The sequence below is a fragment of the Pseudomonas sp. P5_109 genome (genome assembly GCF_034009455.1).
Taxonomy (GTDB): Bacteria; Pseudomonadota; Gammaproteobacteria; order Pseudomonadales; family Pseudomonadaceae; genus Aquipseudomonas.
This window is the reverse complement of the sequence record NZ_CP125380.1, coordinates 6,305,001-6,320,413: the sequence shown is the minus strand read 5'-3', so window position 1 is coordinate 6,320,413 and position 15,413 is coordinate 6,305,001. Positions and strand designations below refer to the sequence as shown.

The window sequence follows — 15,413 nt, the reverse complement described above, 5'->3', positions numbered from 1 at the left end:
TATCATGAACATCAAGACAGCCCTGAGCCGTATCGTCGATCACCTCGACCTCAGCACCGATGAAATGCGCGATGTCATGCGCGAAATCATGACCGGGCAATGCTCGGACGCGCAGATTGGCGCGTTCATGATGGCCATGCGCATGAAGAGCGAAAGCATCGACGAGATCGTCGGCGCGGTGTCGGTGATGCGCGAGCTGGCGGACAAGGTCGAGCTCAAGACCCTCGACGGTGTGGTCGATGTGGTGGGCACCGGCGGTGACGGTGCCAACATCTTCAACGTGTCGACCGCTTCCGCTTTCGTGGTTTCGGCGGCCGGCTGTACGGTGGCCAAACACGGCAACCGTGCTGTTTCGGGCAAGAGCGGCAGCGCCGACCTGCTGGAGGCGGCTGGCATCTACCTGAACCTGACGCCGGTGCAAGTGGCGCGCTGCATTGACAACGTTGGTATTGGTTTCATGTTTGCCCAGACGCATCACTCTGCGATGAAATACGCCGCAAGCCCGCGTCGTGACCTGGGCTTGCGCACCTTGTTCAACATGCTCGGCCCGCTTACGAATCCGGCCGGTGTGAAGCATCAGGTAGTTGGCGTATTCACCCAGGCCTTGTGCCGACCGCTGGCGGAAGTGTTGCAGCGTCTGGGCAGCAAGCATGTGCTGGTGGTGCATTCGAAGGATGGCCTGGATGAGTTCAGCCTGGCAGCACCGACCTTCGTGGCAGAACTGAAAAACGACCAGATCACCGAGTATTGGGTCGAGCCGGAAGACCTCGGCATGAAGAGCCAGAGCCTGCATGGCCTGGCGGTGGATAGCCCGGCGGCGTCCCTGGAATTGATTCGCGATGCCCTGGGCAAGCGCAAGACCGAGAACGGTCAGAAGGCGGCCGAGATGATCATGCTCAATGCCGGTGCCGCACTTTACGCGGCGGACCATGCCAGCAGCCTGAAAGAAGGCGTTGCCTTGGCGCACGATGCGCTGCACACCGGCCTCGCTCGAGAAAAGCTCGAGGAGCTGGGTGCGTTTACCGCGGTATTCAAAGTGGAGAATGAAGGATGAGTGTGCCGACGGTTCTGGAAAAGATTCTGGCGCGCAAGGTCGAGGAGGTCGCCGAGCGTAGCGCTCGCGTGAGCCTTGCCGAGCTGGAAAACCTGGCCAAGGCGGCCGATGCACCCCGTGGTTTTGCCAAGGCCTTGCTGGCTCAGGCCAAGATGAAGCAGCCGGCAGTCATTGCCGAAATCAAGAAAGCCTCGCCGAGCAAAGGCGTGATCCGCGAGAACTTCGTTCCCGCCGATATCGCCAGAAGCTACGAGAAGGGCGGCGCGACTTGCCTGTCGGTACTCACCGACATCGACTACTTTCAGGGCGCTGACGCCTACCTGCAGCAGGCCCGCGCGGCGTGCCAGCTACCGGTGATCCGCAAGGACTTCATGATCGATCCGTACCAGATCGTCGAAGCCCGAGCCCTGGGTGCCGATTGCGTGTTGTTGATCGTGTCCGCGCTGGATGACGTGAAAATGGCCGAACTGGCAGCCGTGGCCAAAAGCGTCAACCTGGACGTGCTGGTTGAGGTCCACGACGGCGACGAGCTGGAGCGGGCCCTGAAAACCCTCGACACTCCGCTGGTTGGCGTGAACAACCGCAACCTGCACACCTTCGAAGTCAGCCTGGAAACCACTCTCGACCTGTTGCCGCGTATTCCGCGTGATCGTCTGGTCATCACCGAGAGCGGCATTCTCAATCGCGCCGATGTCGAACTGATGGAAATCAGCGACGTCTACGCATTCCTGGTCGGCGAGGCATTCATGCGCGCCGAAAGCCCGGGTACCGAGTTGCAGCGTCTGTTCTTCCCTGAGCGCGGCGTGCCTGTCAGCGGTTCGACCCTCGACTGATCGCCCGCAGACCGAGGCGACTCCTTCGCGAGCAAGCCCGCTCCCACATTAGACCGCGATCAAATGTGGAAGCGGGCTTTTTCGCGAAGGGGCCCGAAAATTCCCCAAAGACCTCATGCCTGTCGGAGTTCTTCATGTCACTGCCAACCGCCCTCACCATCGAAGCCGGCCTGCAAGCCGAACAGGATCTGTTGGCCTCGGTCTGCGCTGGCAATGGGGAATTCGGCCTGCTGTTCTGGCAACCCAGTGACCAGGCACTCGTGATGCCCCGTCGCCTGAACCGCTTGCCAGGCTTCGAAGCCGCCTGCGAAGTGTCGGCTGCGGCGGGTTGGCCTGTGTTGTTACGCGATACCGGCGGCGAACCGGTGCCGCAATCCGCCACCACGATCAACATCGCGCTGGTTTATGCGCCGCCCCGCAGCGAAGGCGACCTGAACCGCATCGAGTCCGGTTACCGTCGTCTGTGCGACCCGATTTGCCAGTTGCTGGATGAACTGGGTGGCACTTCGTCGCTGGGTGAAATCGAAGGTGCTTTCTGTGACGGTCGCTTCAACGTCAATCTCGATGGGCGCAAGATGGTCGGTACCGCCCAGCGCTGGCGTCAGAGTCAGGGGGGGCAGCGTCCGGTGGGACTGGTACATGGGGCGATGCTGGTGGATAACGAGCGAGAGGCGATGGTCGCTGCGGTCAATCGTTTCAACGAGGCCTGCGGTCTGGAACAACGAGTACGCGCCGAAAGCCATATTGCCCTGCATGAGAAGTTCGCCGCGCCCGATGCGCTGGCACGTCTCGACGAACTCTACCGGTTGATGCTGGCGCAGATGTTCAGCGGCTAGGTTTGCGAGCTTATCGCGTACCGAAGACCACCATGGTCTTGCCTTTGACGTCCACGAGGTTGCGCTCTTCCAGATCCTTGAGCACCCGACCGACCATTTCCCGGGAACAACCGACAATCCGCCCGATTTCCTGACGGGTTACCTTGATTTGCATGCCGTCGGGATGAGTCATGGCGTCTGGCTGTTTGCACAGCTCCAGCAGGCAGCGGGCGACGCGACCGGTCACGTCGAAGAATGCCAGGTCACCGACCTTGCGCGTGGTGTTGCGCAGGCGCTGTGCGATTTGTCCGCTGAGGACGTAAAGAATGTCCGGATCCTGCAGGGATAACTCGCGGAATTTTGCGTAGCTGATTTCCGCAACTTCGCATTCAACCTTGGCCCGCACCCAGGCGCTGCGCTCTTGCTCCAGACCGGCTTGCTCAAACAGGCCCAGCTCACCGAAAAAGTCCCCGGCGTTCAGGTAGGAAATGATCATTTCCCGGCCATCGTCATCTTCGATCAGGATGGTGACTGAGCCTTTGATGATGAAGAACAGCGTTTCCGAGCGGTCGCCGGCGCAAATAATGTTGCTCTTGGCCTGATAGCGGCGGCGCTGGCAATGCATCAACAGCTTGTCGAGGTTCTTGATCTTGGGGGTGGGGGCAATAGCAACCATGGTTGTATCCCGAAAAGACTGCACGGTATGTTTGGTTTTTATAAATAGTGAACGCTGGAGTGAGGCTGGCCATGCGCCATTGAATTGGCGTCAGCTTACCAGACACTTCCTGAAAAATTCGAGCATTTACCTACAAGGCTGTGGGATATGTCCTAGGACGCCGGGCGCTGTCAATCACGGGGCCTGTGCTAAGCTGGCGACCCTTTTTTATACAGTGGAGTCTTGGCGATGAAGGCACGCATCCAATGGGCTGGCGAAGCCATGTTCCTCGGCGAATCCGGTAGTGGTCATGTCGTGGTCATGGACGGGCCGCCCGATGCCGGTGGACGTAACCTGGGTGTCCGGCCGATGGAAATGCTGCTGCTGGGTGTTGGTGGTTGCAGCAATTTCGATGTGGTCAGCATCCTCAAGAAGTCCCGCCAGGCGGTCGAGAGCTGTGAAGCTTTCCTTGAAGCCGAGCGTGCGAGCGAAGATCCAAAGGTTTTCACCAAGATCCACATGCATTTCGTGGTCAAGGGTCGCGGGCTGAAAGAAGCCCAGGTCAAGCGCGCCATCGAATTGTCTGCCGAAAAATATTGCTCGGCCTCGATCATGCTCGGCGCGGCAGGCGTGGCAATTACCCACGACTACGAGATCATCGAACTCGGTTGAATCGACATTCAACTATCATAAAAGCAGTGCAGACTCTGGCGAACCCAAGCTGACGTCTGCATAATGCGCCACTTTTTTCAGGGTAGTGGCCCGTCAACCGACAGGCCGCGCACCCGAACAGACAACCAAAATCGCCATCGCGAAGAGGTGTTAACCGTCCTACGCAGGTGCGTTGTTCGCATCTGACGGGCATGCTTGATCACGCGGCCGGGCCGCAAGCACATAGAGAGTTTTTAACGGTGAAAAGCAAACTCAAGCTCCACGGGTTCAATAACCTGACAAAGACCTTGAGCTTCAACATCTATGACATCTGCTACGCGGAAACCCCGCAAGACCAGCAGGCTTACGTTGAGTACATCAATAAAGAGTACAACGCGAAACGCCTGACGCAGATCCTCACGGAAGTTGTCGATATCATTGGTGCCAATATCCTGAACATCGCCAGTCAGGATTATGAGCCGCAGGGCGCCAGCGTAACGATCCTGATCTCGGAAGAGCCGGTCACCCCGACCGACAGTCAGATCGAAGAGTCCCCGGGCCCGCTGCCCGAAATCATTCTGGCCCACCTCGACAAGAGCCACATCACGGTGCACACCTACCCGGAGATCCATCCGGTCAGCGGTATTGCAACTTTCCGTGTGGACATCGACGTGTCGACTTGCGGGGTCATTTCACCGCTTAAAGCGCTCAACTTCCTGATTCACCAGTTCGATTCGGACATCGTGACCGTGGATTACCGTGTGCGCGGCTTCACTCGTGACGTTGAAGGCAAAAAGCACTTCATCGACCACGAGATCAATTCGATCCAGAACTACCTCTCCGAAGACACTCGCGACGCGTACCAGATGACCGACGTGAACGTGTACCAGGAAAACCTGTTCCACACCAAAATGCTGCTGAAGAACTTCGAACTGGATAACTACCTGTTCGGCGACGCCACCAGCAGCCTGTCCTCTGAGCAACGTGCCCAGGTGACCGAGCGGGTGAAACACGAAATGCTCGAAATCTTCTACGCGCGCAATATGGCGTAAAATTTTCGAACACAAAAAAGGCGACTACCTCACGGCAGTCGCCTTTTTTATTGCCAATTACATTCCTGGTAGGAGCTGGCTTGCCAGCGAAGAGGCCCTATCAGGCGACCTGGAAATCAGATCCGATAAGTACTCTTGGTCATCACCTTGGCCATCAAACTCATCCCGAATTTCACCGGTGCCGGAAAGCGGAACCCGCCAGCCTTCAGCGCACTTTCGGCATGCTGTTCTTCATCGATGCGCATCTGCTCAAGAATTGCCCGGGATTTCTCGTCCTCGGCGGGCAATTGCTCCAGGTGTTCGTTCAAGTGTTTGCACACCTGGTCTTCCGTTGCCGCGACGAACCCCAGGCTGACCTTGTCGCTGATCAGGCCGGCCACTGCGCCAATCCCGAACGACATGCCATAAAACAGCGGATTGAGAATGCTGGTGTGGCTGCCCAACTGATGGATGCGTTGTTCGCACCAGACCAGGTGGTCGATTTCTTCTTCGGCGGCATGTTCCATCGCGGCACGTACCTGCGGCAGTTTGGCGGTCAGCGCCTGCCCCTGGTACAGCGCCTGGGCGCAGACTTCGCCGGTATGGTTGATGCGCATCAGGCCGGCAACGTGGCGCGTGTCTTCATCGCTCATTTTCGCATCCGGCTGCACGATGGCGGGCGACGGACGGTACGGCTGGCCACTGAAGGGCAGCAGGGTGCGCATCGCGGCATCGGCTTGCAGCAGAAGGCGGTCAATCGGCGAGTAGTGACGTTGGGTAGTCATGCTGACCTCCGGGGGAATTTCGGTGGCCAGTTTAACCCAATCGGCCAGGGAAGGTTTGCGCTGGGTCATTGTGAAGCAGAGGTTGTGACAGTGCTGTGAAGCCATTCTTTTTGTGGGAGCGGGCTTGCTCGCGAAGACGGAGTATCAGTCAACAAAGATGTTGAAGGTGAGACCCTCTTCGCGAGCAAGCCCGCTCCCACAAAGGGGAGGGGGTAATCAGCCCGGCGGCCAGTGCATCTGGCGCTGACCCAGTACGTGCATATGAATGTGGTAGACGGTTTGCCCACCTTCTTCATTGCAGTTCATGACGACGCGGAAGCCTTTTTCACAGCCCAGCTCCAGTGCCAGGCGCTGGGCGGTGAACAGAATGTGCCCGGCCAATGCCTTGTCGTCCTCGGTCAGGTCGTTCAAGGTGCGAACCGGCTTCTTCGGGATCACCAGAAAATGTACCGGTGCCTGTGGGGCAATGTCGTGGAAGGCCAGTACCTGGTCGTCCTCGTAAATGATCTTTGCCGGGATTTCCCGGTTGATGATCTTGGTGAACAGAGTATCCACAGCTTTTTTCTCCGTTGTTTGAGCTGGGCTGAGTGTACTCATGGCGTATGCCAGCGCCCAGCCTTTTACCTTGAGTTGGATCAGCGCGGGCAGTAGGCCTTGTTGACCATGCCGGCGATTGTGCGAGTCAGCCAGCGCGAGCCGAGCCTTGGCAGGAAGGCGAACCAGCGGTTGCGCCGTCCGGGAATAATGATCGCTTGATTCTTTTCCAGTGCGCGCACGGTGTAGAGCGCCACTTCCTCGGGGCTCATCAGCAGTTTGCTGTTGGTCAGTTTTTCGCTGTTGAGTTGCGCGGTGCGGAAAAACGCCGTGCGGGTCGGTCCAGGGCAGAGCACGGAAACCTTGACCGCGCACTTTTTCAGCTCGACGCGCAATCCTTCGGAAAAGTGCAGCACATACGCCTTGCTGGCGTAATAGGTGCTCATCCACGGCCCCGGTTGAAACGCCGCCATCGAGGCCACATTCAGAATCTGCCCGCCGCCTTGCAGGGCCATGCTGTTGCCGATGGCGTGGCACAGGCGGGTGAGGGCGAGGATGTTGACTTCGATCAGATCTTGCTCGGTCATCCAGTCCTGGGCCAGAAACGGGCCGCATGTACCGATACCGGCGCAGTTGACCAGCAGATCGATCTGCCTGTCGCCTTCTTCCAGCTCCAGCAGGAATCCGGACAGGCGCAGCGGTTCGCCCAGGTCGCAGGCACGGAACAACACTTCCACGCCGAACCTTTGGGTCAGTTCAATCGCAATACTTTCCAGCTGATCACGCTGTCGGGCCACCAGAATCAGGCTGCGGCCGCGCCGGGCCAGCGCTTCGGCCATTGCCAGGCCGATGCCGCTGGAGGCACCAGTGATCAGAGCGTAACGGGTCATGCAGTTCTCCATCGCAACAGCTCCGCGCCGCGACGCAGGTGTCACGGGCCAGGAGCGCTGTTCATTCTTTCGCAGAGTCTACAGGGGGCTGGGCCTTTTCGGCTGCATCGTCGGTGGAATTTGGCGCCGGTTCGGCCTCGACGTCGATTTCATCGGTGATGACCGAGCTGCTTTCGTAACTGCTCTGTGCGGCGTTTTCGTATTCTTCCTGTATCGCCGAGAGGCCACCTGCCATCGCGCCAAACAGAATCAGCGCAATAACGACCAGCCAGAGCGAGGACAATACCTTGACTGCGGTGCTGTTCGGTGGAGGCGGCGGACCGTAGCGGTTGGCCAGTTCGTTGCCCGGCACGGCCATGACCACAAACGGAAAGAAACTGCCAACAAACGGCACCAGGTTCAACAGCCACAGCCAGCCGGACCAGCCAGCATCGTGCAAACGTTGAACGGTGATCTGGATGCTGACGAAGGCAAATCCGACAAACAGGATCAAGGCCAGCAAGCCGCCCAATATCAGGCCGGCGGTAGAATCCGCGCTGATGAGGGCCAGGGCAACCAAGGCAAACACCCCGCAAACTGCCGAGAGCACAAGCGTCAGTACCAGGGTCCAGGCAAGGTAACGCAAGCGGCCGATACGGCCATCGAAACTGAATGGCTTGAGTGTGGCGAATTCCGCCACGGCTTCGCCGACGGGGGCGCGAGGCGGGGCGTAAGGGGACTGCGGATCTGCCGGTGTGGCCTGGCTGCTGGCCGGAATGTGGTCATGCACGTCGGCGAGGTTCAACTCGATCGGTGTTTCGGCTTCGATGCGGGCATCGATACCGGTTTTACTCAGCGCCTGGAGGTAGGTCTGGGCATCGGCTTGCGACAGGTTGCGTTTGAGCGCTACCGGACGCCCGGAGAACAAGCGCTCGATGGCCGAGACATCACTTTTGAACAACTCGGCGAGATTGAGTTTTGCCGTGGTGATGTCGACACCGGGCAGCAAGGCGCCTTCGAATACGATCTTGAAATGATTTTCGCCCATGTGCGAAGCATCCTTGTCGCGAGAGGTTGAAAGAAGAAGGTTGTGCCCGGGCGACTGTAAGGTCAGTCGGGCGAGACTGGGCAAGGTTTGCTGTCAGCGTGGCCAGCGTTTGGTCAACCGGGCGGCATCTTCCAGGGCCTTGCGGTACTCCTCGTCGAGACGGGCAATCAACTGCTCGACACTCGGCAAGTCCTCGATTTCTCCTACACCCTGACCTGCAGACCAAACGGTTTTCCAGGCTTTGGCCTCATCGCTCACAGGTTTGAGTTTGGAACCGAAGTTGATCTCGCCCTTGCCTTGCAAGGCGGCCATGTCGAAACCGGCGGCTTCCAGGCTCTGGCGCATGAAGCTCGCGGGAACACCTGACACCGCTGGAGTATGGATGATGTCTGCCGCTTTGGATGTCAGCAGCATTTCTTTATAGGCGTCGGGCGCGTGACTTTCGGTTGTGCCGATAAATCGTGTGCCAAAGTAGGCCAGGTCCGCGCCGAGCAATTGAGCGGCAAGAATTTCGTGGCCATGGTTGAGGCAGCCGGCCAGCAACAGGGTCTTGTCGAAGAATTGGCGAATTTCGGCAATCAGCGAGAACGGGCTCCAGGTCCCGGCATGTCCACCGGCCCCGGCAGCCACGGCAATCAAACCATCGACGCCTGCTTCGGCCGCTTTTTCGGCATGACGACGAGTTGTCACATCATGGAACACCAGGCCGCCATAGCTGTGCACCGCGTCGACCAGTTCTTTCACAGCGCCAAGGCTGGTGATCACGATCGGCACTTTGTGTTCGACGCAGATATCCAGATCCGCCTGCAACCGCGGATTGCTGTTGTGCACGATCAGGTTCACGGCATAAGGCGCGGGGTTTTCCAGTGTCGCCAGTCCGGCTTCGATTTCTTCCAGCCAGGCCTTGAAACCGCTGCTTTCACGCTGATTCAGCGCCGGAAAGCTGCCGACCACGCCCTGACGACAACAGGCGAGTACCAATTGCGGATTGGAAATCAGGAACATCGGTGCTGCCACCACGGGCAGACGCAAGCGTTGTTCGAGCAGAGCGGGCAGCGACATTGGAAGTACCCCGGTGAGTTGTGCCTGTTGGATTTAGAACGGCCGAACGACGACCAGAATTACGATTGCCAGCAATATCAGAACCGGCACTTCATTGAACCAGCGAAAAAAGACATGGCTGCGGGTGTTTTCGCCACGGGCAAAACGTTTTACCTGCGCGCCGCACATATGGTGGTAGCCGATCAGAATCACCACCAGCGTCAGCTTGGCGTGCATCCAGCCACCCTGGGTGAAATACGCACTCGGATTGAGGCTGATCAACCAGCCGCCAAAGATCAGCGTGGCGATCATCGCCGGCCCCATGATGCCCCGATACAGCTTGCGCTCCATGACGCTGAAGCGTTCCTTGCTGATCGTGTCTTCACTTTGTGCGTGATAAACGAACAGTCTTGGCAGGTAGAACAGGCCGGCAAACCAGCACACGACGCTGACGATATGAAACGCTTTGAGCCACAGATAGAGCATTTTTAGTTATTCCCCAATTCACGGTAGCCGGAATAGTAGAGGCTTGACGCTCCGCACGTCACCTTGCCGGTTGTCGCAGGGGCGCGCGGGCCCTATTATCGACGGCTTTCCAGTGGGTTCGTTGAGGGCAGGTTTATGGTCAAGGTCGGTATCGTCGGCGGCACGGGTTACACCGGTGTCGAACTGCTGCGTCTGTTGGCACAGCATCCGCAAGCTGAAGTGGTAGTCATCACTTCCCGATCCGAGGCCGGCCTGGCCGTAGCCGACATGTACCCGAACCTGCGAGGCCATTACGACGGCCTGGCATTCAGTGTTCCGGACATCAAGACCCTGGGCGCTTGCGATGTGGTGTTCTTCGCCACGCCGCACGGTGTTGCCCATGCGTTGGCGGGCGAATTGCTGGCGGCCGGGACCAAAGTCATCGACCTGTCGGCCGACTTCCGTCTGCAAGATGCAAATGAGTGGGCCAAATGGTACGGCCAGCCGCACGGCGCGCCGGAACTACTGGACGAGGCGGTCTACGGCTTGCCGGAAGTCAATCGCGAGCAGATCAAGAAAGCACGCCTGATTGCCGTGCCTGGCTGCTACCCAACTGCGACGCAATTGGGTTTCCTGCCATTGCTCGAAGCGGGCCTGGCTGATACTGCGCATCTGATTGCTGACTGCAAATCCGGCGTCAGCGGTGCTGGCCGTGGTGCTTCCGTAGGCTCGCTGTACTCCGAGACGTCGGAAAGCATGAAGGCCTATGCGGTCAAAGGGCACCGTCATTTGCCGGAAATCCGCCAGGGCCTGCGTCGTGCAGCGGGCAAGGACGTCGGCCTGACCTTCGTTCCGCACCTGACGCCAATGATTCGCGGCATTCACTCGACGCTCTACGCAACCGTTGTTGATCGCTCGGTGGACCTGCAGGCGCTGTTCGAAAAGCGTTATGCCAACGAACCGTTCGTTGACGTCATGCCGGCCGGCAGCCATCCGGAGACGCGTAGCGTACGGGGTGCCAACGTCTGCCGTATTGCCGTGCATCGCCCTCAGGATGGTGATCTGGTGGTTGTGCTGTCGGTGATCGACAACCTGGTCAAGGGCGCTTCGGGTCAGGCTGTGCAGAACATGAATATTCTGTTCGGGCTGGATGAGCGTCTGGGCCTGTCCCACGCCGGCATGCTGCCGTAAGCGTAATCGCGTACAGCAAAAGGCCCGTCTGACGGGCCTTTTTGCATTTCGGGCCAGCGATTGGATTGGTTGATATACCATAACAATAGTTGACCGCTTTTCTAGGAGAAGCGGATAATGCGCGTCATCACGCAATATGACGGCGTAACGCCGGGAGATAGTCAGCATGAGCGTCGAATCCTTCACCCCCACGGCTTTGCAATTCACCCACGGTGCCGCGCACAAGGTGAAGAGCCTGGTCGATGAAGAGGGGAATGATCGCTTGAAGCTGCGCGTATTTGTTACGGGCGGCGGTTGTTCAGGTTTTCAGTACGGCTTCACCTTCGATGAAGAAGTGGCCGATGACGACACCATCGTCGAGCGCGAAGGTGTGAGTCTGGTGGTCGATCCGATGAGCTACCAGTATCTGGCAGGTGCCGAGGTGGACTACCAGGAAGGCCTGGAAGGTTCGCGTTTCGTCATCAAGAACCCGAATGCGACCACCACCTGTGGTTGCGGTTCTTCGTTCTCGATCTGATCAGCGCATCTGTTTCACAGAACGCCGCACAGCCTCAGGGCCGTGCGGCGTTTTGCTGTCTGGAGGGTTTACGCGGGGTAGATGGCGCCGAGTACGCGCAGGCCGCGGGCACCTGTAACGCTCGGACGGTTGGCTGCGATGCCTTCGAGGCAGCAATGAGCCAGCCACGCGAAGGCCATGGCTTCGACCCAGTCGGGGTCTACACCGTAAGTAGCGGTGCTGCTGACACTCGTGTTTGGCAACAGGCTGGCCAGGCGATTCATCAACGCAGTGTTGTGGGCGCCGCCACCGCAGACCAGTAGTTCCTGCGTGTCCGCCTGGGCGCTTTGCAGTGATTCGATGATGGTCTGCGCGGTCAGCTCAAGCAGCGTTGCCTGAACATCTTCGGTGGCGAAGGCTGGCAGTTGTGCGAGGTGTTGTGTCAGCCAAGGCAGGTTGAATACTTCCCGGCCGGTACTCTTTGGGCCCCTGGTTACAAAGAACGGATCACTGAGCAGCTCATTCAATAGAACCGGTTGAACCTTGCCACTGGCAGCCCATTGGCCGTCACGGTCATAGTTGTCGCCACGTTGCTGATGTATCCAGGCGTCCAGCAGGACATTGCCTGGGCCGCAGTCAAAGCCGGCGACAGGCTTGCCGGGCTCAATCAGGCTCAGATTGCTGAAACCACCGACATTCAGCACGGCGCGATGGCCGGCCCGTTCTTCAAACAGTGCTTCGTGGAAGGCGGGAACCAGTGGTGCGCCTTGTCCGCCGGCAGCGACGTCGCGGCTGCGGAAGTCGCTGACCACGGTGATGCCGGTCAACTCTGTCAGCAAGGCCGGATTGCCAATCTGCACGGTAAAGCCGCGTGCCGGTTCGTGGCGGATGGTCTGGCCATGGCTGCCAATCGCACGAATGTCGTCAGGTTTCAGTTGCTGCTGAGCGAGGAGGGCATGAATCCCTTGGGCGGCCAGTTTCACCCAGTTTTGCTGGGCGATGGCGGAGCGGGCAATTTCGTCCGGGCCGCTGGCGCACAAGCTGAGCAGCTCGGCGCGCAGGGAATCGGGCATGGGGATGTAGTGGGAGGCGATCAGCCTGATCGCCGGGGCTTGCTCGATCAGCGCGATGTCCAGGCCATCAAGGCTGGTTCCGGACATCACACCTATATAGAGCGCCATGCTTAACGCTTGCTCGAAGCTAGCAGAGTGGCTTTTTCCTGTTCCATGCGCGCCATCAGTGGCTGGCTTTGGGCGAGGAAGCGTGCGCGTTCGGCCTTGGCAATCGGATCGGCCATCGGCAGTTTCTGGCCCAGTGGGTCGACGTGCACGCCATTGACCTGGAACTCATAGTGCAGGTGCGGGCCGGTGGAGAGGCCGGTGGTGCCGATGTAGCCAATCACCTGGCCCTGTTTCACCGTGCCGCCAGTCTTCACGCCTTTGGCGAAGCCTTGCATGTGGCCGTAGAGCGTGGTGTAGGTATTGCCGTGCTGCAGAACCACGGTATTGCCGTAACCGCCACGGCGACCCGCCAGCAATACCTTGCCGTCACCGGCAGCCTTGATCGGCGTGCCGCGTGGCGCAGCGTAGTCGACGCCTTTGTGGGCGCGGATCTTGTTCAGGATCGGGTGCTTGCGGCCCATGGAAAATTTCGAGCTGATGCGGGCGAAGTCCACCGGTGTGCGGATGAACGCCTTGCGCATGCTGTTGCCGTCAGCGGTGTAGTAGCTGCTGTTGCCTTGTTTGTTGGTGTAACGCACGGCGGTGTAGGTCTTGCCGCGGTTGGTGAAGCGCGCTGACAGGATCGGGCCGTTGCCGACAGCCTTGCCGTTGACCACCTTTTGCTCGTAGATCACGTCGAACTCGTCACCCTGGCGAATATCCTGGGCGAAGTCGACGTCGTAGCCAAACACACTGGCCATGTCCATGGTCAGGCTGTGAGACAGGCCAGCACGCGCCGCGGATTGCGACAGCGAGCTGTTGATCACGCCGTGAACGTAAGCGGAGCGCACGGTCGGTTTCGCAGTAATGCGGTTGAACGTGTAGCCCTTGTCGTTCTTGGTCAGGCTGATGCTTTCGAGGTCGTTGAGCTTGCTGTGCAAGTTGGTCAACTGGCCATCCGGGCTCAGTTCGAATTCGAGTTTTTGCCCATGCTTGAGCTGGCTGAACTGCTTGGCCTGCTTGTCGCTGGCCAGTATTTCATGCACTGAAGTGGCGGGGAGGCCGACTTTCTCGAACAGCGTGGAAAGGGTGTCGCCCTTGGCAACGATCACTTCCCTGTGGCTTGCCGGCTTCTTTTCTTCGACGACCGGCACCGGCTCGGCTTGAACGGCTTGCTGGGTGTCCTCGGCGCTGTTGTCGATCTGCGCGAAGGGGGAAGTTGCTGGTTCATTTGTGGCTTGAACGACGTCAGCAGCGTCTTGATCTTGTGTCAGTTGTTCAGCAGGACTTTCCAGTTCAAGACTAAGGGTCGTCTTTTTGGCTTCAACATCGCTGGAAGGGAATACCAGGAGCGCCAGACTGAGAAGGGCGGCGATGCCACTTGCGGCAAGCAAGTGGGTTTTCGGGTAAAGCGGCGGCGCTTTAGACGATTCTGTGGTCATAAGTGGCTTTGACTTTGAAAAAGGATGAATTGGAAAAGATGAATGACATGATGAAGATGAAATAACTGTATAAAATATAACCAAATCATCTCTGAAGCAAGTCCATAGGTGCTCTGCCTGCGGATTGGCGTCCGTGCGCCGGGCAAACCTTGTATTTGACGTGCGATCTTGTATGGTTGGTTCCCTTTGAATCTGAGCCTTGCAGGTTGGTTATGAAGTCGGTTGAAGAGCAGCTAGCGCTGATCAAACGTGGTGCGGAAGAACTGTTGGTCGAGTCCGAGCTGATTGAAAAGCTCAAGCGTGGCCAGCCGCTACGTATTAAGGCAGGCTTCGATCCAACGGCTCCGGATCTGCACTTGGGTCACACCGTGCTTATTAATAAGCTGCGCCAGTTCCAGGAGCTGGGGCATCAGGTGATCTTCCTGATTGGTGACTTCACCGGGATGATCGGTGATCCGAGCGGCAAGAGTGCTACGCGTCCACCGCTCACTCGCGAGCAAGTCCTCGAGAACGCCGAGACCTACAAGACTCAGGTCTTCAAGATTCTGGATCCGGCAAAAACCGAAGTGGCCTTCAACTCCACCTGGATGGATCAGATGGGGCCGGCTGACTTCATTCGCCTGACCTCGCAGTACACCGTGGCTCGCATGCTCGAGCGCGATGACTTCGACAAGCGCTACACGACCAATCAGCCGATCGCCATTCACGAGTTCCTGTATCCGCTGGTTCAGGGTTACGACTCTGTAGCCCTGCGCGCAGACGTCGAGCTCGGCGGCACCGATCAGAAGTTCAACTTGCTGATGGGGCGTGAACTGCAGCGTGGTTATGGCCAGGAAGCCCAGTGCATTTTGACCATGCCGCTGCTTGAGGGTTTGGATGGCGTGAAGAAGATGTCCAAGTCCTTGGGCAACTATGTCGGTATCCAGGAAGCGCCGGGCGTGATGTACAGCAAGCTGGTTTCCATTCCGGATGCGCTGATGTGGCGTTACTTCGAGTTGCTCAGCTTCCGCTCCATGGATGAAATCAATGCGTTCCGTGCTGATGTCGAAGCAGGTGCCAACCCGCGTGATATCAAGATCAAGCTGGCCGAAGAGATCGTTGCGCGCTTCCATGGTGAGGAGGCTGCTGCCAATGCTCATCGTGCCGCCGGTAACCGCATGAAGGATGGTGAGCTGCCGGATGATCTGCCGGAAATCGAATTGACTGCTGCCGAGGATATGCCGATCGCTGCTGTCCTTAATAAGGCGGGGTTGGTCAAGAACTCGGCGGTGGCTCGTGATCTCCTCGGTTCCGGTGGTGTGCGTATAGATGGTGAGGTTGTCGATCGCACCTTTATATATGCG

General features: G+C 58.5%; 17 protein-coding genes (1 of these 17 only partly in view). 8 read left to right on the top strand and 9 right to left on the bottom strand.

What is annotated here, in order from left to right:
- Positions 1 to 4 precede the first annotated feature (4 nt).
- The 3 genes from trpD to QMK54_RS28205 all read left to right on the top strand — a co-directional run bounded on the left by trpD (position 5) and on the right by QMK54_RS28205 (position 2,723).
- Positions 5 to 1,054: an anthranilate phosphoribosyltransferase gene (gene trpD, locus QMK54_RS28215; protein WP_110662005.1), complete on the top strand. Its 1,050-nt coding sequence runs from the start codon at positions 5 to 7 to the stop codon at positions 1,052 to 1,054.
- Complete coding sequence (gene trpC, locus QMK54_RS28210; protein ID WP_223589924.1) at positions 1,051 to 1,887, top strand: indole-3-glycerol phosphate synthase TrpC; 837 nt, start codon at positions 1,051 to 1,053, stop codon at positions 1,885 to 1,887. Before trpD ends, trpC begins: the two co-directional genes overlap by 4 nt.
- Before the next feature lie 134 nt (positions 1,888 to 2,021).
- A complete protein-coding gene (locus tag QMK54_RS28205; RefSeq protein ID WP_320401657.1) occupies positions 2,022 to 2,723 on the top strand; it encodes a lipoyl protein ligase domain-containing protein in 702 nt (233 codons plus the stop codon).
- A 10-nt stretch (positions 2,724 to 2,733) separates the two neighbouring features.
- Here the strand turns inward: QMK54_RS28205 and crp are convergent, their stop codons facing one another.
- The gene (crp, locus tag QMK54_RS28200; protein ID WP_223589929.1) at positions 2,734 to 3,378 is read right to left on the bottom strand and encodes a cAMP-activated global transcriptional regulator CRP; all 645 of its coding nucleotides are present in this window, start codon (positions 3,376 to 3,378) and stop codon (positions 2,734 to 2,736) included.
- Between the two features lie 228 nt (positions 3,379 to 3,606).
- Here crp and QMK54_RS28195 point away from each other — a divergent pair, with 228 nt between their 5' ends.
- Both QMK54_RS28195 and speD read left to right on the top strand, forming a co-directional pair.
- Positions 3,607 to 4,029, top strand: coding sequence for an OsmC family protein (locus tag QMK54_RS28195; protein ID WP_092277352.1), 423 nt, complete (start codon positions 3,607 to 3,609; stop codon positions 4,027 to 4,029).
- 239 nt (positions 4,030 to 4,268) lie between these two features.
- The gene (gene speD, locus QMK54_RS28190; protein ID WP_103396606.1) at positions 4,269 to 5,060 is read left to right on the top strand and encodes an adenosylmethionine decarboxylase; all 792 of its coding nucleotides are present in this window, start codon (positions 4,269 to 4,271) and stop codon (positions 5,058 to 5,060) included.
- A gap of 116 nt (positions 5,061 to 5,176) precedes the next feature.
- Here speD and coq7 read toward each other — a convergent pair whose 3' ends face one another.
- The 6 genes from coq7 to hemJ form a co-directional block, all read right to left on the bottom strand.
- Complete coding sequence (gene coq7 / locus QMK54_RS28185; protein ID WP_110659913.1) at positions 5,177 to 5,824, bottom strand: 2-polyprenyl-3-methyl-6-methoxy-1,4-benzoquinone monooxygenase; 648 nt, start codon at positions 5,822 to 5,824, stop codon at positions 5,177 to 5,179.
- A 216-nt stretch (positions 5,825 to 6,040) separates the two neighbouring features.
- The gene (locus tag QMK54_RS28180; protein ID WP_008027110.1) at positions 6,041 to 6,379 is read right to left on the bottom strand and encodes a histidine triad nucleotide-binding protein; all 339 of its coding nucleotides are present in this window, start codon (positions 6,377 to 6,379) and stop codon (positions 6,041 to 6,043) included.
- A gap of 80 nt (positions 6,380 to 6,459) precedes the next feature.
- Entirely contained in the window at positions 6,460 to 7,248 is a 789-nt protein-coding gene (locus QMK54_RS28175) for an SDR family NAD(P)-dependent oxidoreductase (RefSeq protein WP_110659906.1), read from the bottom strand.
- A 61-nt stretch (positions 7,249 to 7,309) separates the two neighbouring features.
- The gene (locus tag QMK54_RS28170) at positions 7,310 to 8,275 is read right to left on the bottom strand and encodes a DUF805 domain-containing protein (protein WP_110659907.1); all 966 of its coding nucleotides are present in this window, start codon (positions 8,273 to 8,275) and stop codon (positions 7,310 to 7,312) included.
- 93 nt (positions 8,276 to 8,368) lie between these two features.
- Positions 8,369 to 9,337 carry a nitronate monooxygenase family protein gene (locus QMK54_RS28165; protein WP_320401656.1) on the bottom strand — a complete coding sequence of 323 codons (969 nt, stop codon included), beginning with the start codon at positions 9,335 to 9,337 and terminating at the stop codon, positions 8,369 to 8,371.
- A 33-nt stretch (positions 9,338 to 9,370) separates the two neighbouring features.
- Positions 9,371 to 9,802, bottom strand: a complete 432-nt coding sequence (gene hemJ / locus QMK54_RS28160) for a protoporphyrinogen oxidase HemJ (protein WP_223589935.1) — start codon at positions 9,800 to 9,802, stop codon at positions 9,371 to 9,373.
- 135 nt (positions 9,803 to 9,937) lie between these two features.
- On the opposite strand from hemJ, the gene argC reads away from it, so the two are divergent.
- Together argC and erpA are read left to right on the top strand one after the other, a co-directional pair.
- Positions 9,938 to 10,972 carry an N-acetyl-gamma-glutamyl-phosphate reductase gene (gene argC / locus QMK54_RS28155; RefSeq protein WP_110659910.1) on the top strand — a complete coding sequence of 345 codons (1,035 nt, stop codon included), beginning with the start codon at positions 9,938 to 9,940 and terminating at the stop codon, positions 10,970 to 10,972.
- 166 nt (positions 10,973 to 11,138) lie between these two features.
- Positions 11,139 to 11,489: an iron-sulfur cluster insertion protein ErpA gene (gene erpA, locus QMK54_RS28150; RefSeq protein WP_027617200.1), complete on the top strand. Its 351-nt coding sequence runs from the start codon at positions 11,139 to 11,141 to the stop codon at positions 11,487 to 11,489.
- Between the two features lie 68 nt (positions 11,490 to 11,557).
- On the opposite strand, the gene QMK54_RS28145 is transcribed toward erpA, so the two are convergent.
- Together QMK54_RS28145 and QMK54_RS28140 are read right to left on the bottom strand one after the other, a co-directional pair.
- Positions 11,558 to 12,649 carry an anhydro-N-acetylmuramic acid kinase gene (locus tag QMK54_RS28145; RefSeq protein WP_320401655.1) on the bottom strand — a complete coding sequence of 364 codons (1,092 nt, stop codon included), beginning with the start codon at positions 12,647 to 12,649 and terminating at the stop codon, positions 11,558 to 11,560.
- 2 nt (positions 12,650 to 12,651) lie between these two features.
- A complete protein-coding gene (locus tag QMK54_RS28140) occupies positions 12,652 to 14,070 on the bottom strand; it encodes a peptidoglycan DD-metalloendopeptidase family protein (protein ID WP_320401654.1) in 1,419 nt (472 codons plus the stop codon).
- Between the two features lie 212 nt (positions 14,071 to 14,282).
- Here QMK54_RS28140 and tyrS point away from each other — a divergent pair, with 212 nt between their 5' ends.
- A protein-coding gene (gene tyrS, locus QMK54_RS28135) for a tyrosine--tRNA ligase (protein ID WP_110662979.1) crosses the window boundary here: on the top strand, positions 14,283 to 15,413 show its 5' portion. The gene runs 69 nt beyond the window's last position; 1,131 of the gene's 1,200 nt are visible here — the first part of the coding sequence; its start codon is at positions 14,283 to 14,285; its stop codon lies beyond the right edge, outside the window.